This is a genomic window from Pseudoalteromonas espejiana DSM 9414 (genome assembly GCF_002221525.1).
GTDB classification, from domain to species: domain Bacteria; phylum Pseudomonadota; class Gammaproteobacteria; order Enterobacterales; family Alteromonadaceae; genus Pseudoalteromonas; species Pseudoalteromonas espejiana.
In genome coordinates this window covers 3,467,549-3,485,018 of record NZ_CP011028.1, presented here as the reverse complement: position 1 = coordinate 3,485,018, position 17,470 = coordinate 3,467,549, and the positions used below count along the sequence as shown (strand labels likewise).

Annotated in this window: 14 protein-coding genes; 10 read left to right on the top strand and 4 right to left on the bottom strand. The window is 41.6% G+C overall.

Annotation, left to right across the window (positions count from 1 at the left end):
• The first annotated feature begins 3 nt into the window (after positions 1-3).
• Positions 4-1,320, top strand: coding sequence for a two-component system sensor histidine kinase EnvZ (gene envZ / locus PESP_RS15835; RefSeq protein ID WP_089348881.1), 1,317 nt, complete (start codon positions 4-6; stop codon positions 1,318-1,320).
• A gap of 26 nt (positions 1,321-1,346) precedes the next feature.
• On the opposite strand, the gene PESP_RS15830 is transcribed toward envZ, so the two are convergent.
• Positions 1,347-3,389: a glycoside hydrolase family 97 protein gene (locus PESP_RS15830; protein ID WP_089348880.1), complete on the bottom strand. Its 2,043-nt coding sequence runs from the start codon at positions 3,387-3,389 to the stop codon at positions 1,347-1,349.
• A 158-nt stretch (positions 3,390-3,547) separates the two neighbouring features.
• Here PESP_RS15830 and PESP_RS15825 point away from each other — a divergent pair, with 158 nt between their 5' ends.
• Genes PESP_RS15825 through PESP_RS15815 form a run of 3 tightly spaced genes read left to right on the top strand, consistent with a single transcriptional unit; the run spans position 3,548 to position 7,045 of the window.
• Complete coding sequence (locus tag PESP_RS15825) at positions 3,548-4,171, top strand: methylamine utilization protein (RefSeq protein ID WP_089348879.1); 624 nt, start codon at positions 3,548-3,550, stop codon at positions 4,169-4,171.
• The gene (locus PESP_RS15820; RefSeq protein WP_089348878.1) at positions 4,161-5,387 is read left to right on the top strand and encodes a hypothetical protein; all 1,227 of its coding nucleotides are present in this window, start codon (positions 4,161-4,163) and stop codon (positions 5,385-5,387) included. The genes PESP_RS15825 and PESP_RS15820 overlap by 11 nt, the downstream gene beginning before the upstream one ends.
• 56 nt (positions 5,388-5,443) lie before the next feature.
• The gene (locus PESP_RS15815; RefSeq protein WP_089348877.1) at positions 5,444-7,045 is read left to right on the top strand and encodes a methyl-accepting chemotaxis protein; all 1,602 of its coding nucleotides are present in this window, start codon (positions 5,444-5,446) and stop codon (positions 7,043-7,045) included.
• Positions 7,046-7,154: 109 nt separating this feature from the next.
• Here the strand turns inward: PESP_RS15815 and speE are convergent, their stop codons facing one another.
• Positions 7,155-8,018 carry a polyamine aminopropyltransferase gene (speE, locus tag PESP_RS15810; protein ID WP_089348876.1) on the bottom strand — a complete coding sequence of 288 codons (864 nt, stop codon included), beginning with the start codon at positions 8,016-8,018 and terminating at the stop codon, positions 7,155-7,157.
• 197 nt (positions 8,019-8,215) lie between these two features.
• Here speE and speA point away from each other — a divergent pair, with 197 nt between their 5' ends.
• The 4 genes from speA (at position 8,216) to PESP_RS15790 (ending at position 13,240) form a co-directional block, all read left to right on the top strand.
• Positions 8,216-10,096 carry a biosynthetic arginine decarboxylase gene (gene speA, locus PESP_RS15805; protein ID WP_089348875.1) on the top strand — a complete coding sequence of 627 codons (1,881 nt, stop codon included), beginning with the start codon at positions 8,216-8,218 and terminating at the stop codon, positions 10,094-10,096.
• A 64-nt stretch (positions 10,097-10,160) separates the two neighbouring features.
• Complete coding sequence (locus tag PESP_RS15800) at positions 10,161-11,039, top strand: acyltransferase (RefSeq protein WP_089348874.1); 879 nt, start codon at positions 10,161-10,163, stop codon at positions 11,037-11,039.
• A 27-nt stretch (positions 11,040-11,066) separates the two neighbouring features.
• Positions 11,067-11,987 (top strand): acetyltransferase, encoded by a 921-nt coding sequence (locus PESP_RS15795; RefSeq protein WP_089348873.1) that lies wholly within the window; start codon positions 11,067-11,069, stop codon positions 11,985-11,987.
• The gene (locus PESP_RS15790) at positions 11,984-13,240 is read left to right on the top strand and encodes a mechanosensitive ion channel family protein (RefSeq protein ID WP_089348872.1); all 1,257 of its coding nucleotides are present in this window, start codon (positions 11,984-11,986) and stop codon (positions 13,238-13,240) included. Before PESP_RS15795 ends, PESP_RS15790 begins: the two co-directional genes overlap by 4 nt.
• Here the strand turns inward: PESP_RS15790 and chrA are convergent.
• Positions 13,200-14,351 carry a chromate efflux transporter gene (chrA, locus tag PESP_RS15785; RefSeq protein ID WP_089348871.1) on the bottom strand — a complete coding sequence of 384 codons (1,152 nt, stop codon included), beginning with the start codon at positions 14,349-14,351 and terminating at the stop codon, positions 13,200-13,202. The genes PESP_RS15790 and chrA overlap by 41 nt on opposite strands.
• A gap of 196 nt (positions 14,352-14,547) precedes the next feature.
• Here chrA and PESP_RS15780 point away from each other — a divergent pair, with 196 nt between their 5' ends.
• Positions 14,548-15,180, top strand: coding sequence for a YiaD family glycine zipper/OmpA-like lipoprotein (locus PESP_RS15780; protein ID WP_089348870.1), 633 nt, complete (start codon positions 14,548-14,550; stop codon positions 15,178-15,180).
• Here PESP_RS15780 and PESP_RS15775 read toward each other — a convergent pair.
• On the bottom strand, positions 15,177-16,955 hold the full coding sequence (locus tag PESP_RS15775; RefSeq protein WP_089348869.1) for an ABC transporter transmembrane domain-containing protein: 1,779 nt from the start codon (positions 16,953-16,955) through the stop codon (positions 15,177-15,179). The genes PESP_RS15780 and PESP_RS15775 overlap by 4 nt on opposite strands.
• A 103-nt stretch (positions 16,956-17,058) precedes the next feature.
• Between PESP_RS15775 and PESP_RS15770 the strand changes: the two genes are divergently transcribed.
• The gene (locus PESP_RS15770) at positions 17,059-17,457 is read left to right on the top strand and encodes a DUF3224 domain-containing protein (protein WP_089348868.1); all 399 of its coding nucleotides are present in this window, start codon (positions 17,059-17,061) and stop codon (positions 17,455-17,457) included.
• Positions 17,458-17,470: the final 13 nt, after the last annotated feature.

Sequence of the window (17,470 nt, the reverse complement as noted above, 5' to 3'; positions counted from 1 at the left end):
TATATGGGATTTTTTCCGCGTAGTGCGTTTGGGCAAACCGTTTTTTTAGTTGCCGCTTTATTGCTAATAAACCAAATAGTGTCGTATGTAACGGTTAGCTTTTATGTGGTAAAGCCGACTATTGAGCAAGTGAACTTAATGCTCGCTAAGCAAATTAAAACCGTTTTTATAGACTGGGAAGACGGCGTAGAAATAAACGACGAAGTATCTGAAAAATTTTTTGAAATTACCGGTATAGAGGTTATGACCCAGCGCGAAGCAATGCGCCAAGGGCTTGGCCAAACGCGCGAGTATTCGATGCTTTCGCGCAGTATGTCTGAACAGCTAAACGGCTCGGCGCGGGTGCGTATTAGCCAAACAGACCCTTTAATATATTGGGTAGAAGCGCCGCAAGCCCCAGGGTACTGGGTAAAGGTGCCGCTTACCGGCTACCAAGAAAACAACCTCGAATTTTTAACGTTTTACTTATCAAGTATTGGTTTTTTAAGTGTATTAGGTGGCTGGCTGTTTGCGAGGCACTTAAACCGGCCCTTAAAGGCTTTACAACAAGCCGCTGTAAAAGTAGGTAAGGGCGATTTTAGTTCTAAGCTTGACGAGGAAGGCTCTACAGAAGTAATAGAAGTAACCCGTGCATTTAACCAAATGTCGCGAGGCATTGCTGCACTTGAAAACGACCGCCGTTTATTGATGGCTGGCGTTTCACATGACTTACGTACACCGCTTACTCGTATTCGCTTGGCTACCGAAATGATGAACGATGAAGACGAATACCTTCGTGAAGGCATCATTTACGATATTGAAGATATGAACGGCATTATTGATCAGTTTATTGAGTATTTACGTCACCATAAAACAGACGAACTCGCCTGCGAAGATATTAATGCCTTAGTTGCTGAAGTGGTTAATTGTGAGTTGCAGCATCAACGTGTTATTACATTTAAAGAAAACCCAAGCGTAGGGCGTATTCCGTTAAGCAGTGTGGCTATAAAACGTGTAGTAACGAATATGATTGAAAATGCCCTGCGTTATTCTGACGGCGACATAGAAGTTTTAAGCTACTTTAATTCAAACAAAAAATACGTTGTGATAGCGGTGAACGATAATGGCCCTGGTATTCCTGAAAGCGAGCTTGAGTCGGTGTTTGAGCCTTTTAAGCAAGGTGATGCAGCCCGTGGCAGCGAAGGCAGTGGGTTAGGGCTCGCCATTATTAAGCGCATTATTGATATGCACGATGGTAAAGTTAAACTTGAAAACCGCCCAGAGGGCGGCTTAAGTGCACAAATTTATTTGCCGATAAAAGTAACCCCGTCTGTAATGTAAAACACAGACGGGACGCTCTAATAACCTTAAAGTGCTTTAAAGCGGATTGCTGTGCCGCCGCTTGTTGCTAGTTTTAAAGTTAGCTTGTCGTTTGCGCTAACTACGCGCTTTTCGATATTTAAATCGTATGGGTTGTTTTTCCACTCTGCATTTTTACCGTCTTGGTATATGTGGGCTTCAAACTTTTTACCCTTTTCTAAAAAGTCGAGTTTTACCTCAATAGTGCGCTCTTTTTCGTCGGTCACGGCGCCTAGGTACCAATCGTTTCCTGAGTAGCTGTCGCGTTTGCGCTCTTTACGGGCAAATACAATAAAATCGCCCACTTCGCCATCTAGCGCAATACTTTGCTGCCAATCGGTTGGTACATCTTGAATAAATTGAAATGCATCGGGCTTAGCTAAATAGTTTTTAGGTAAATCGGCAGCCATTTGAATCGGGCTATATAGCACAACATACAGCGCAAGTTGTTTGGCAAGCGTAGTTTGTGGGCGGTTTGTGTCATCGCCTAAGCCATTAAAGCTCATATCAAAAATACCAGGGGTAAAGTCCATAGGCCCTGCCAGCATACGGGTAAATGCCAGCATAGGAATATGCTCTGGTGGGTTAGGTGGTGTGCCCCATGCGTTAAATTCTTGTCCGCGTGCCCCTTCGCGCGCAATCCAGTTTGGGTAAGTACGGCGCAAGCCTGTGTCTTTAATAGGCTCGTGAGTGTTAATGCTAATTTTATGTTTAGCAGCCAGTTTTACGTTGTAAAGGTACTCATTAACCATAAATTGGCCGTCGTGCCATTCATGACGGGCAATGCCGTTTTTATCTATGCGTTTTATATTTCCGCCATCAGCTACATAGCCTGTTTTAACTTGGCTTACGTTTGATTTTTCGTAAAGGGCAAAGGCATCTTCCATTTGGTCGCGGTAGTTACTTACATTACCCGATGTTTCGTGGTGGCCTATTAACTGTACGCCTTTTTGCTTGCCGTATTGAGTGAGGGCGGCTATATCAAAGTCGTCATAAGGTTGTGTAAAGCTAAATACATCGCCATTAAAAAACCAGTCGCCATCCCAACCAATGTTCCAACCTTCAACTAATACGCCATCAAAGCCATACTCTGCGGCAAAGTCCATGTAGTATTTAGTGGTTTGTGTTGTAGCGCCGTGTTTTTTACCGCTGCCCCAGGTTTGTGTGTTTATGTGCATGCCCCACCAAATACCTACGTATTTGCCTGGCTTTACCCACGACACATCACCGAGCTTATTAGGCTCGTTTAAATTTAATATTATGTCTGAATTGACTAAGCCAACGGCGCTGTCGGCAATTTGAATAGTACGCCAAGGGGTATTAAACGCGCCTTGTTTTTTCACGGCAATGCCGTCTGACCAAGGGGTTAAATCTGCATTAAATGTACCTGGGCGGCGCTGATTAAGCACCATACCTGCGTAATCAACAAGGGCAGCTTCGTGAATGCTGATGTGAGTGCCATTATTGGTTTTTAAAGTAAACGGAGTGTGCGCAAGCGGTACGTCATTCAATGCGGTGGTGTTATAAACGTATTCGTATCGGTTCCAGCCGCGTGCGGGGATCCACCATGCTGTGGCATCGTTACTATTACTAATTGCAAACTCGGTAAGCTCTTTGGTGATGTGTGTTTGCTCAAAGCCTGCTTGGTTTGGTACTTCGTATCTAAACCCAACGCCACTATCAAAAGCTCTAAAGCGCACTGTGTATTTTGCACCTTGGGGCTCGTTTTTTGTAAACGTGACCGCTACTTCATTATGGTTATCATTAATTGTTTTGCGTTCGCCCCAAGGCTGTTGCCACTGAGTGTTAACGCTTTGCTTTTCTATATGTGTGATTTTAAAACCATCGTTAAATGCGGCTTGGGTTTTAAACTCAAAACCTAGGCGCGATGTGTTTATAGCCGGTTTGTCTTTAAAGCTAATAGCGTAGCTGGGAGTGGTTTTTTCATCAGAAATGGTAACCGTTATGTGTGTGTCTGGCGATTTTAGCTCTACCGTTTGTGCGTAGCTGTTGCTAGCAAAGGCTAAAAGCATAAGTGCTGGTATTCTCATTGTGTGTCCTTAGATGAGTCGGTGGTGACCCTTAAGGATAATGACACTGACTTGTTAATACGACTTATTACATACGTATTCAATGTTTTAAAAAATAGAAAGAATTTAACGGTTTAATCGGTCTATAATGTAAACAAATTGAAAATGGCAAAAGCTTTATGATTAAAAAACTATTGTGTATTTTGTTGCTAAGCGTTAGCGCCCAGGCGTTTGCTACACAAATAATCCTAAAAAATACCGATAACCAACCTGTAGCCAATGCTGTTGTATGGTTAAGTGGTGCGCAAACTGTGCCTAAAGCGCAAATGAGCAAAACCTACGCAATGAGCCAAAAAGACCGCGAATTCACACCGCGTATTTTAGTTGTGCCAAAAAACGCCAAGGTGGAGTTTCCAAATGCTGATTCAATTATGCATCACGTATATTCATTTTCTAAGGCCAAAACATTTGAGCTTAAGCTTTATAAAGAACAACCTAAAGCGCCAATAATATTTGATCAAACGGGTGTAGTGGAGCTTGGCTGTAATATTCACGACTGGATGCTGGGTTATATTGTGGTGGTTGATAGCGCTGTTTTTGCAATTACTGACGAAAACGGTAGGGTTAATTTATCAGCTCCACATGGGCAATACACTATGAGCGTGTGGCATTCAGGATTTAGTGATATAAGCCAAGTAGAAACACACACTGTAAACGTGAGTGAAGCATCTATAAATTACAACGTAAAGCAACCTATAGCCGAGCAAATAGATTTTGCTACGGATGAATTTGATGACTACTAAGTCCCTATTTACTTTAATACTCGCAGCTTTTTTTATTAGTTTTCCTACCTTTGCGCAGGTAAAGGGGCTTATTCAAGTGCGAGCGGTTGCAAGTGACGATACGCAAAGTTTTCAGGATGGCGGGACCGGTTTGTATCGCCATGGTGATAACAGTAATAATTTGTTGCTATCACAAGGTATTATAGATTTTAAAGCCGATTTAAGTAGTGCCTGGAGCGCCCATGCTGTGCTTAATGCAAACCAAGAGCCAAAAACAACGCTGGGTTTAACTCAAGCCTATTTGCAGTACCAGCCTTTAGTTAATAGTCGCTATAAATGGCATGTAAAGGTAGGTGGTTTTTACCCAAGTATGTCGCTCGAAAACCCTGATATTGGCTGGACCTCACCCTATAACTATACAAACTCGGCAATTAATAGCTGGATAGGCGAAGAGCTTCGCACTGTCGGTAGTGAGCTGACGATTAAGCGCCCCGGAAAACGTTTTAATTCAAAACACAGTTTTAGCGTTAGCGCAGCGCTATACAAAGGTAATGACCCTACCGGAACGCTGCTTTCTTGGCGGGGTTTTGCATTACACGATAGGCAAACTACCTTTAACGAAAGTGTACAATTTGCTCTCATTGCAGCACTGAACGAATACGAACTTCGCTGGCAAGCTAATCAGGTGCTGCCTTTTGAGGAAGTTGACGGACGTTTTGGCTACTACGCAGGCGTACATTGGGATTACCTAAAAAAATCGCAATTTAGAATTTATTACTATAATAACAATGCAGACCCAACGGTATTTAATGTAGCAACAGGTCAATACGCATGGCATACCCGTTTTGGCAGTGCCGCGTGGTTATATAAACTCACAGGAAATACCCGTTTTATAGCTCAAGCACTTAGCGGTAAAACCGAAATGGGAGCCAATAAGCTAATTTATAATTCTTTCTATAGTCATTACTTAATGCTCAGCCATAAAGAAGGTAAGTACAGGTTATCGCTAAGGTATGATTACTTTAAAGTAGACGATGATGACACCACAGCGTTTGACCCCAATGCCAGTAACGGTGAGGGGGCTACTGCCACTTGGCGTTATCAATATAGTAATCAGTTACAAATTGGCGTTGAAGGGTCTGCACTTAAAAGCTTTGTAAAAAATAGAGCAGCCATTGGCGTTAAAAAGCGAATTTCGCAGCAGCAAATAATGCTTAATATGCAATGGAAATTTTAGAAAATACGCTTACTTGCGTTTGTTTAATTAGTTAAGCAACTTACTTGAGGTAAAAAATGAATTTGCACAGCATCCGCGTTAAGGTTTCTTTTCCTATTGTTATATTAGGTATTGCCGTTTTATCGTTAATTATTGGCTATAGCTATTTAATTAATTTACAAAAAAATGCTTTAGATGTGCAATCAACTAAGTTTATTAAGGCTGTATCACTGGCGTTAAGTGCAGACCGTGATTTATACCAAGCTAAAGTGGCTGAGTTAAACCTAGTTACGCACACAAAAAATGTTAAAAAGTATCAACAAGAGCACACTGAAAATGCTGAACAAGTAACTCAGCGATTGGCGCAATATAAATCTGTACTCAGTGACTACCCCGAGGTAACTACTAAATTAGAGCGTTTTGACAGTGCTTATAATGAGTGGTTCTCTGCCTCTAAAGCCTATATGGCAGATAAAAATAATGAGTCTAAACAATCGCTTTCAGAGCAAGCTTTTAGCGAATTAAGAACCACGCTTGATAAAGCAGGGGAGCTAGCAGAGCAAATCTCTGAACAAGAAATAGCACGCCTTTCGCAAACTATTGCAACCACCAGGTTTACTGTTATTAGCTTTGTTATTGTTATTTTGCTTATAGCAAGCTGGTTTAGTTACCGAATACCTAAACAATTAACTAATCAAATTAATTACCTGACGAGCAGAATTAACGACATTGCATCGGGCGATGGTGATTTAACTGGGCGTATTAATGTAAGGTCTAACGATGAATTTTCTGATTTGGCGAGGGAGTTTAATCGCTTTTTAGATAATCTTCAGCAGCTTATTCGCGACATTTTAGAGCAATCAAAAGAATTAAGTGACTTAGGTGGCGAGCTCAGCCAAGTTGCTAATAAAAACAATGTAGTTAACCAGTCATTAGGTCAAGCTTCGGAATCAATTGTAAGTGCTGTACACGAAATGAGTGTAGCAAGCAGAGAGGTTGCGGGCGTAGCACAGCAATCCTCTAGCGAAGCTGACAATTCATTAAGCCTAGCAGAGCAAGGTTTAACAGCAGTTGCGCATTCAAGTTCACGTATCGTGTCGCTTTCGCAAAATATGGATCAAGCCATGGCGCGATCTACTGAGTTACAGCAAAGCTCAGATAATATTGCTAAAGTGCTAGAGGTTATTAGAGCCATTGCTGAGCAAACGAATCTATTAGCATTAAATGCAGCCATTGAAGCCGCTCGGGCGGGGGAATATGGTCGAGGCTTTGCGGTGGTTGCAGATGAAGTAAGAACCTTAGCAACACGTACACAAGAGAGTACCAACGATATTCAGCAGATGATTGAGCATTTTGCCACAAGCGTTGAACAGTCAATTAAAGCAATAGATGAAGGTAAGCATTTTGCGGATGATGCTGTTGGCTCGTTTACTCAAACGAATGATGTACTTAATGCAATGCAGAACTCATCAACCAAAGTAAACGATATGGCTATGCAAACTGCGCAAGCCACAGAGGAGCAAACGACTGTTGCCGATGAAATTAGCCAAAACTTATCATCGTTAAACGATCAAACAGTACAAGGTGCGCAGCTTGCTCGCTCTACAGAAGATGTATCTAGAAAAATGGAGCAGCTAACCGATGAGCTAAACAGGTTAGTAAATCGCTTTAAGGTGTAATACCAATCCGCAAAAGAGATGACTTAATTAAACCAATTGATATAACTGAGCTAAGCAGGCATTAAAAAAGGGAGCTTTAAAAGCTCCCTTTTGATTTTAAAAGTGCAAATTATTTTTTAACAAAAGCGCGATTCATAAAGTTTGGTGTTGCTAGCGCACCGTGATGTATACCGCTGTTGTAATATTCGCTTTGCTCAGCAATTTGTGCAGCGCCATCTTCTCTAAAGCCGTTAAATGCCTCTGATTTACGAGCAAGTGTTACTGACCATAAACCACTTGGGTAAATAGGTTGTGGGAATGGCAGTGTTTGTAAATCGTTAAAGCCTACAGTTAGCATGGCTTCACGCATTTCAACTAGTAATGGCATATGCATTAGTGGCGATTCACTTTGCTGTACTAAAATACCGCCAGGGCGAAGTGCATTTAAACAGCTTGTGTAAAATGCATGGTTAAATAAGCCTTCACCTGGGCCTACTGGGTCTGTGCCATCAACAATAACCACATCGATAGACTCACCAGCGGCTTCGCGCATGTATTTAATGCCATCATCAAACATAACGGTTGCGCGTGCATCGTTATTAGACTCGCAAAGCTCCGGGAAGTATTTTAACGACATTTGCGTTACTACTTCGTCTATATCTATTTGCGTTACGGTTTCTACGCCTGGGTGTTTTAATACTTCGCGTAATGTACCGCAGTCGCCGCCGCCAATAATAACTACGTTTTTAGGATTTGGGTGCGCTAAAAGTGCAGGGTGGCTGATCATCTCATGATAAAAAAAGTTTTCGCGAGTGGTCACCATAGTACACCCGTCGATGATCATTAAATTGCCAAAGTCTGTGGTTTCGAACATTTCTACCTTTTGAAAAGGAGACTGTTTTTCATCTAACTTTTTGTTAATACGTAATGAAAATGCGCTGCCATCGCGGTCGCTAATTTCTGTAAACCACTTACTTTGATCTAAATTTGCCATAGTTGCTTTTACACTTTTTAAGTTGAGTATGAAAAAGGGGCAATTCTGCCAGTGCTTGGCGTTTTGCTCAATGAAATTTTAACTGCTTTGGCAATAAAGTTAGCCACTATCGAGTTAAAGTTCAATTTTTGTTAGCGTAGGGGGTAGTGACGTATTAAAATGCGCCTTTATAGCTAATTGATTAAAGAAGAGTTGCCATGACTTGGGGTTTAGAAACAGCACGCGCTACATATAATGTTGCTCATTGGAGCGATGGCTATTTTGATATTAACGCACAAGGCGAGTTGGTAGCCTACCCAGATGGCGACCAATCTAAAAATGCGATTTCTTTAACGCAGCTAACAGAGCAGTTTAAGCAACAAGGCTTAACTTTGCCGGTATTGGTACGCTTTACCGATATTTTAAAAAACCGCGTTGATACACTTACCAATGCTTTTACACTTGCGCAAAGTAGCCGTGAATACCAAGGTAAATATACTTGTGTTTACCCAATAAAAGTAAATCAGCAGCGCTCTGTTGTAAGTAAATTACTTGCCCACCCAAGTGGGCTGGTAGGCCTTGAGGCTGGCTCTAAACCAGAGCTTATGGCTATTTTAGGCGTTGCCGATAAACCCATTACGATTGTATGTAATGGCTACAAAGACAGTGAATTTTTACGCTTAGCTTGTATAGGCCAAGCCATGGGGCACAGCGTAAAAATAGTGGTCGAAAAACTATCAGAACTTACCACCTTACTTGAAGAAATAGATAACCTAGGCATAGAGCCTGCTATTGGTATTCGTATTCGCTTAAACTCGGTAGGCAAAGGTAAATGGCAAAATACTGGTGGTGAAAAAGGCAAATTTGGCTTAACCGCAGGCCAAGTGCTAAGTGCCGTTGAGGTGCTTAAAAAGCATAACAAATTGCATTTAATGCAAATGGTGCATTTTCATATAGGTTCTCAAATTGCCAACATACGTGACATACACCGTGCCCTGCGCGAATGTGCGCGCCACTTTGCTGAGCTTACTCAGTTAGGTGTGCCGCTTAATACGGTTGATGTAGGCGGTGGTTTAGGCGTTGATTACGAAGGGTCAGGCTCTCGTAGTGCGTGCTCGATGAACTACACCGTAGAAGAATACGCACGTAACGTAGTCAATGCCTTTGCTGAGGTGTGCGATCAGCATAGCTTAACGCATCCCGCTATTATTACTGAATCTGGGCGTGCTTTAACGGCGCATCATGCGGTTTTAATTACCGATGTAATAGATGTAGAAAAAGCGCCAAATCATCCAAACCCAGAGCCACCACTTAAAAATAGCGCGTTAGTGCTTGATGAAATGTGGCAATGCTTGCAGCGCTTAAACCCACGCATGGCACTGGAAATTTACCATGATGCAATGCACCTATTTAGCGAAGCGCACGACCAGTACGTACATGGTTTAGTGAGCATGTTAGAGTGGGCCAAAATTGAGCAGCTATATTTTACTATTTTACACCGTGTGCGTGCTTCATTAAGTAACAATGCGCGCGCTCATCGCGAAGTGCTCGACGACCTTCACGAAAAGTTAGCCGATAAGCTATTTGTTAACTTTTCACTATTTCAGTCGTTACCTGATGTATGGGGTATTGAGCAATTATTTCCGGTTATGCCAATCGAAAACCTTGATAAGCCACTTACCCAGCGTGCAATTATTCAAGATATTACCTGTGATTCTGACGGGCAAATTCGTGAATACGTAGAAGGTGCGGGCATAGAAACCAGCTTACCTATACCTGAGTATCAACATGGTGAGCAATACCATATAGCTATGTTTATGGTAGGGGCTTACCAAGAGATTTTAGGTGACCTACATAACCTATTTGGTGACACCGATTCAGTACATGTTGAGCTAAACGATGACGGTTATGTATTAACCAATGCCATTAAAGGTGATAGCGTTAAGGATGTATTAAAGTTTGTTGACTATGATAGCGCCATTTTGGCACAAAACTTTGAATTATTGATTAACAAACTAGCAGTGTCTGAGCAGTGTAAAGCGGGCTATTTAGCAGAGCTTAATGCCGGACTTGAAGGTTACACCTACTTCGAAGACTAAATTTACACACTCAGTATTAAAAGCGCGGCTGCTTGTTGCGCATTGTTTAAAGGAATAGAAATAAATGTCAGTTATTCGCAGTGTATTAAGTATTATTCTTTACACAATAAACACACTAATTTGGTTTGTGCCTATTTTTGTTTGTGGGTTATTAAAGTTAATTCCTATTCAGCCTATGCAAAAGCTTTTAAGCTGGGTTGCTAAGCAGTGTGCCACTATTTGGGTGTCGGTTAATAGCCTTAACCAACGTTTATTTACGCCAACAAAAATTAATGTTACCGGCCTTGAAGAAACCAAATTAAAAGACTGGTACTTAGTTATTGCTAACCATCAAAGCTGGGTAGATATATTAGTACTGCAACGCGTATTTAATCGTAAAATTCCATTTTTAAACTTCTTTTTGAAAAAAGAGCTGATTTACGTGCCAATTTTAGGCTTATGCTGGTGGGCGCTCGACTTCCCATTTATGACCCGCACTAGCAAGGCGCAGCTTAAAAAGAACCCTAAATTACGCGGTAAAGATATAGAGACAACTCGTAAAGCCTGCGAAAAATTTAAAGAAATGCCGGTAAGTATTGTTAACTTTGTAGAAGGCACACGCTTTACAGAGCAAAAACATGCACGCCAAAACAGTCCTTTTCCTCATTTACTTAAGCCAAAAGCCGGTGGTATTGCGTTTGTAATGCAAGCCATGGGTGAGCAAATTTCTAAAGTAGTTAATGTGACTATTCACTACCCTGATAGCATTCCTACATTTATGGATTTTGCAGGCGGTAAAGTAAAGCAAATTAACGTGCATGTAGATATACGCCCTGTAAGCAAAGAGCTTATTGGTGATTACACTGGCGACTCTGAATTTAGAGTGGGCTTTCAAAGTGAGCTAAACCGTTTATGGGAAGAAAAAGAGCAAACTCTTCAGCAGCTTGAACAAAATAATAAGTAATAAGGAAAATATAATGGGCTTACAATTATGCTAAAAAAGTGGTTACCAAATTGGCTAAATGGCTTAATTGTAGGCTGCGTATTATTTTTTAATGTAATTATTTTTGGCTCCTTAGTTTTACTACTGGGTTTAGTAAAGCTGGTACTGCCTTTTAAACTAACAAATACTTTATTACATACAGCATATCGTGGCTGGTGTAATGGCAACCGGCTAGGGTTGTGGCTTGGCTGCCCTAACATAAGCATTAATATAAAAGGCGATATAAACGCGCAAAGCTGGTACTTACTTATAAGTAACCACATGAGCTGGTTAGATATAGTTGTACTTAGCTCTATTAATGTTTTACCAGCACCAAAGTTTTTTTTAAAAGATGAATTAAAATATGTGCCTTTTATTGGCACCGGCGCATGGGCCATGGGCATGCCTTTTATGAAGCGTGTAACTAAGGCGCAGCTTGCAAAAAATCCTAAATTAAAAGGCCTTGATGTAGAGCGTACCAAAAATAGTTGCCGTCACTTTCGCGCTAATCCCACCACCATTATCAACTTTGTTGAAGGTACACGCTACACCGCACAAAAGCATACTGAGCAGCAAAGCCCGTTTAATCATTTATTAAAGCCCAAAGCTGGCGGCATTGCCTTTGCGCTAGAAGTATTAAGCTCACAATTTGACGCCATGCTAAATACCAGCTTGGTGTATCAGGGTAAAACAAGCCATGTATGCCGTAATATTTTAAAAGGTGAGTTAGAATCTATTTATGTATCGGTTGATGTGCACCCAATTAATGAGCAAATGATTGGCAGTTACCAAACAGACCCAGCATTTAAAGCGTCTTTTCAGCAATATGTTAATCAACTATGGGTAAGTAAGGATCAGCAACTTACTGCTATTTATGCCCAACAAAGCACACCAGAACCCTTACTCAGCAAGGAAATAGAAACACCATGACCAACACGCATTTACAGGAGTTAATAGCTCCTTGGTTTGAAAAAGTCCCCGATGCTAATTTATTTAGCGCATTAGCAGCTGCCGCTATTGGTATTTTTACGCTGTTAGTGGTGTATTTATTTACCCGCCGTTTAATGCTTCCTGGTATTCAAAAGGCTGTAACCCGCTTATCTCCAGAGCGTATTGGTTTACTCTCGCCTTTACTTACCAAACTGAATAAGCGCATTGCAGGCATGCTGTGTAGTGTACTTTTTTTAGCAACATTTGATAGCGTGTATCCGGTTAATGAGCTTACTGCCGAAATACTAAAAACAATAGGCCAAGGCATACTTATTATTCATGTAGGCTTTATTTTTAGTAGTATTGTGAGCATTGCAGGTGCTATTTATAACCAATTAGATTTTGCCCGCGAAGTACCAATACAGGGGCTATTGCAGGTAGTTAAGCTTATTACTTTTATTGTGTGTGCAATATTAATTGTGAGCATAGTGCTTGAAAAGTCTCCTACTTATATTCTCTCTGGTTTTGGTGCCATAGCCGCCGTTACCTTATTAGTATTTAAAGACACCATTTTAGGCTTTGTAGCGAGTATTCAAATTGCGGCAAACAGGCTGGTTACTTACGGCGATTGGATCCAAGTAGAAAACTACGGCGCAGATGGCGAAGTAATAGATTTAGGCCTAAATACGGTAAAAGTACGTAACTGGGATAACACCATAACTACTATACCTACTTATATGCTGGTAGCTGGCTCGTTTAAAAACTGGCGCGGAATGCAAGAATCAGGCGGCCGACGTATTAAGCGCTCTCTTAACATAGACATGCACAGCATTTGCTTAGTGAGCGATGAATTTAGAAAACAAATTGATGCGGCTATTCCGCTGCACGAATATATACGTGTTGCCTCACTGCCTGATCCGGTTTCTAACTTAGGGCTGTTTCGTCGTTACGCCGAGGGCTATTTAAAGCAGCACAACAGAATAAATACCTCACTTACCCTGATGGTGCGTGAGCTTCAGCCAATGAACCATGGCTTACCTATTGAGTTTTATTGCTTTAGTGAAGACAAACGCTGGATTTCTTACGAGCACTTACAAGCCGAAATTATGGACCATTTGCTTGCAGTACTGCCAGTGTTTGGCCTAAGAGCGTACCAAAGTGTTAGCGGGCAGTTAAGCCCGCCAAATACGCAGCAAACCGATAAGCCAACGTTTAAAGTAATGGCAAATAGTGCTGGGCAAGACCCACAATAATAAATGTAATTAAAAGCCACCAAATAGGTGGCTTTTTAAATCGTAGCCAAGCAAATGCAGCAATAACTAACCCTACTTGCCATAAGTTATGTACTGCCGATGTCCAAATTGGCGAATACAGTGCAGCCGCTAAAAACCCCACTACCGAAGCATTAAGTGCAGCAATAGAGCTTGCAAAACGCGGCTTATTAGCCAAGTTTAACCAGCTTTTTTGAAACGCGAGCATTAATAAAAAGCCCGGCGTAAATATAAGAAGCGTAGCAATAATAGCGCCCACTAATGGCTGCTCTGTGGTTAACTGCGCGCCTAAATAGGTCGCAATGGTAAACATAGGCCCAGGCACTGCCTGTGCACTGGCATAAGCACTTAAAAATGGATCGTCGCTTAGTGCGGGTAAGCCTGCTTGTAGTATTGGTAATACAACGTGTCCGCCACCAAACACCATTGCACCAGCCTGATAAAAAGCAGCAAACACATTGGCATTTTGACCTAAGGGTATAAAGCTAATAGCCAGTAAGAGTACAAATAGGCTTAAAGCAATCCAATTTACCTTACTTTTATTACTGTCAGGGGGACTTGATTGAGCAAGTTTGAGCATAGGCCAAATAGCGCCAACGGTGGCTGCAATAACTAAAATAGCTATTTGCGTGCCCAGCATAGGCATAAATATTAGCGCCAATGTACTTAGTACTGCTAATAGCTTTAAAACATAATTAGTACAAAAGCTTTTAGCCATGCTCAACGTGGCATCGGCCACAATAACTACTGCAAATAACTTTAACCCCGCAATAACCGCAAAATAAACAGCGTCAAACTGATGTGCACTTACAGCTAGTAATAACATGATTAAAAAGGAAGGGAGAGTAAATGCAATAAATGCGGTAATACCCCCTAATAGGCCAGCTCGTTCTACTCCTATAGCAAACCCAACTTGGCTAGAGCCCGGCCCTGGCAATGCTTGGCTTAAACTAATTAATTGGGCATAGCGAGTATCGGTTAGCCAATTTAATGTATCTACAAAGTGACGTTTAAAATACCCTAAATGTGCGGCGGGGCCACCAAAACTCATGCAGCCAAGTAAAAAAAACTGCCTAAAAATAGCTAATAACATTGAGCTAGAGTCCTTTTTTAAAATTCATTAAATTGTCACAAACTAGTATGACATTTTTATTAAAAACACACTGGTGAGTTTACCGTTTTATGCGTTGCTAAAGTTAATTTTACTTAAAAATTAACAGACACTTCATAGTTTGTTCATAGATGTGTTTGCATACTCTTGGTATTTCTAGAACGAACAGGACATCATCATGACATTAACTAAATCACTAATAAGTGCATCAGTTATTGCAGTATTACTTAGCGGCTGTGAAATGAATAACACCGGCAAAGGCGCGGCTATTGGCGCAGCAGCGGGTGGCGTATTAGGCAAAGCAACAAGTAACCACAAAGATAAACGTATTTTTATAGGCGCTGCCATTGGCGCACTAGCAGGCGCAGCAGTTGGTAACTACATGGATAAGCAAGAAGAAGCATTTCGTGATGAGCTTGCAGGCTCTGGTGTGGAAGTTGTACGCGAAGGCGATAACTTACGTTTAGTTATGCCATCTAATATTACCTTTGCGACCGACCAATCTTATATTTCGTCTGGCTTTAACGACACCTTAGATGCGATTGCTAAAGTGATGAACAAATACGAAAAAACCTACCTGAGTATTGAAGGCCACACAGATAGCACAGGTAAAAATAGCTACAACATGAACCTATCGCGTGAGCGTGCTCAAAGCGTTAAAAACTACTTAGTTAATCAGCAAATTATGGCTGAGCGTGTAAGTACTATGGGTTATGGCGAAACACGTCCAATTGCGACTAACGATAGCGCAAATGGCCGTGCTCAAAACCGCCGTGTAGAAATTCAAATAGTACCAAACACTGAAGATTAGTTTTTGTTGAACTGCAATTCACAAAGACGCTGATACAAAGGGGAGCTTGCTAGCAATTGCTGGTGGCTCCCTGTCGCTTTTATTTCCCCATTTTCCATTACCACAATTACATCTGCATGTTTAACCGTTGCCAGTCTATGGGCAATAATTAACGTGGTGCGATTTTGCATTAAGTGCTCAAGCGCGGCTTGAACATGGTGCTCACTTTGCGCATCGAGTGCACTGGTTGCTTCATCTAAAAGTAGTATTTCAGGGTCTTTTAAAATAGCGCGTGCCAATACAATACGCTGCTTTTGCCCGCCCGAAAGCCTTACCCCTTGCTCACCTAAAAAGCTGTTATAACCTTGCGGTAAATGTTTAATAAATTCATCAGCGTGGGCATGTTTTGCAGCGGCGTATACTTGCTCGTCAGTGGCATTAGGGTTGCCGTAACGAATGTTATGCATTACGTCTGAGCTAAACAAAATAGGGTTTTGTGCCACCATGCCCATTTTACCTCTGAGGACATTAAGCGATAAGTCTTTAATATTTACATCATGAAATCTAATCGCGCCGTGAGCAGGGTCGTAAAAGCGCTGTAGTAATTCAAATAACGTCGTTTTACCTGCGCCAGAGGGGCCAACAATGGCAACGGTTTTGCCTTGCTCTATAGTTAAGCTTATTTTGTTAAGCGCGCTTACATCGGGACGAGATGGGTAGTTAAAGCTAATGTTTTCAAGTTCGATAGCGGGGCTATTAGTGTTTACTAATAGCTCATCGTCTTGTGAAGTGATTGGGTTTTCTATTTCGCTTTTAACGGCAAGTAGCTCTAGTAAGCGCGCCGCAGCACCTGCTGCACGTTGCAGCTCGCCGTAAACCTCTGCAACGGTTGCCACCGACATAGCCACCATAATAGCGTAAAACACAAAGGCTCCTAGTTCACCGCCAGTCATAGTACCTGCTAATACGTCACTACCGCCTACCCAAAGCATTGCGCTTATGGCACTAAAAGTTAAAAATATGACCGCTGCAATTAAAAACGAGCGTTGCTTAATACGGCTTTTGGCCACACTAAAGGCTTTTTCGGTTTCAAGTGCAAAAGCGTGCTGCTCTTGTGCTTCATGGCTATAGCTTTGTACTACTTTAATGTTTTGAATTATCTCGCCGGCATAGGTGCTTATGTCGGCTATTGCATCTTGGCTAGAACTTGCAAGTTTTCGCACCTTTTTACCAAATACCATCATGGGAACTAATACAAGTGGCACACAAGCAACAACGACAAGGGTAAGCTTTAAGTTAGTCACTAACAGCATTACTAAGCCGCCCACCAACATTAATGCGCTACGCAGTGCCATAGAAAACGATGAGCCAATAATCGATTGCAATAAAGTGGTGTCGGTTGTTAAACGCGACATAAGCTCGCCGCTGCGGTTTTCTTCAAAGTAGCTTGGGTGCAAGGTAACAATGCGATTAAACACCGCTTTGCGAATATCGTTACTAACGCGTTCGCCAATCCACGACATTAAATAAAAGCGGCTAAACGTGCCCACGGCTAATAAGCTAATCAAACCAATAAGTACCAATACAGCTTGTTGCAACTGGGCTTGGGAGCCTGCAATAAACCCATGATCTATAACAAATTTAACGCCTTGCCCTAACGATAAGTTAACACCGGCTGTGACTAAAAGGGCAGCAAGCGCCGCTACGACCATCCATTTATACGGTTTAATAAACGCAAAAATAGGTAATAAACTACTAAAGGCGGCTTTTTCGGGCTTAGGTGTTGTTTTTGACATAGTGGATTCTTTTTAAAGGTTAAGGTATAGATATGGCACTAAGATAAGAAAAATCAATACGCTCAAATATAAGTACAGTTTAAATCATCAATAAGGAAACGTTATGACTACTACAACCATAAGTGGAGAATTTAATGTAAATCTAGCCCCCATAGAAGGCTACGCAAGCGGCCAAAATGGTATTAATTTAGGGCGTATGTCGATAGATAAAACTTTTAAAGGTAGCTTAATTGCCACCAGCCAAGGCGAAATGCTAAGCGCCATGACACCCACTCAAGGCAGTGCCGGTTATGTTGCTATGGAGCAAGTAATAGGCGAGCTTGAAGGCAAAAAAGGCAGCTTTGTATTGCAGCATTTTGGTACAATGGATAAAGGCCAAGATAGCCTAATTTTAAACGTAATTCCCGATTCAGGCACTCATGAGCTAGAAGGGTTAACGGGCAGTATGAAAATACGTATTGAGCAAGGGATTCACCACTACGATTTTGAATACACGTTATAAGATACACAAGGAT

Excerpts from the sequence above, each read along its gene's own strand:
- envZ (WP_089348881.1), top strand. The coding sequence starts at position 4 with ATGGGATTTTTTCCGCGTAGTGCGTTTGGGCAAACCGTTTTTTTAGTT.
- PESP_RS15795 (WP_089348873.1), top strand. The coding sequence starts at position 11,067 with ATGCTAAAAAAGTGGTTACCAAATTGGCTAAATGGCTTAATTGTAGGC.
- speE (WP_089348876.1), bottom strand. The coding sequence starts at position 8,018 with ATGGCAAATTTAGATCAAAGTAAGTGGTTTACAGAAATTAGCGACCGC.
- speA (WP_089348875.1), top strand. The coding sequence starts at position 8,216 with ATGACTTGGGGTTTAGAAACAGCACGCGCTACATATAATGTTGCTCAT.
- PESP_RS15830 (WP_089348880.1), bottom strand. The coding sequence starts at position 3,389 with ATGAGAATACCAGCACTTATGCTTTTAGCCTTTGCTAGCAACAGCTAC.
- PESP_RS15800 (WP_089348874.1), top strand. The coding sequence starts at position 10,161 with ATGTCAGTTATTCGCAGTGTATTAAGTATTATTCTTTACACAATAAAC.
- PESP_RS15775 (WP_089348869.1), bottom strand. The coding sequence starts at position 16,955 with ATGTCAAAAACAACACCTAAGCCCGAAAAAGCCGCCTTTAGTAGTTTA.
- PESP_RS15820 (WP_089348878.1), top strand. The coding sequence starts at position 4,161 with ATGACTACTAAGTCCCTATTTACTTTAATACTCGCAGCTTTTTTTATT.
- PESP_RS15815 (WP_089348877.1), top strand. The coding sequence starts at position 5,444 with ATGAATTTGCACAGCATCCGCGTTAAGGTTTCTTTTCCTATTGTTATA.
- PESP_RS15825 (WP_089348879.1), top strand. The coding sequence starts at position 3,548 with ATGATTAAAAAACTATTGTGTATTTTGTTGCTAAGCGTTAGCGCCCAG.
- PESP_RS15770 (WP_089348868.1), top strand. The coding sequence starts at position 17,059 with ATGACTACTACAACCATAAGTGGAGAATTTAATGTAAATCTAGCCCCC.
- PESP_RS15780 (WP_089348870.1), top strand. The coding sequence starts at position 14,548 with ATGACATTAACTAAATCACTAATAAGTGCATCAGTTATTGCAGTATTA.
- chrA (WP_089348871.1), bottom strand. The coding sequence starts at position 14,351 with ATGTTATTAGCTATTTTTAGGCAGTTTTTTTTACTTGGCTGCATGAGT.
- PESP_RS15790 (WP_089348872.1), top strand. The coding sequence starts at position 11,984 with ATGACCAACACGCATTTACAGGAGTTAATAGCTCCTTGGTTTGAAAAA.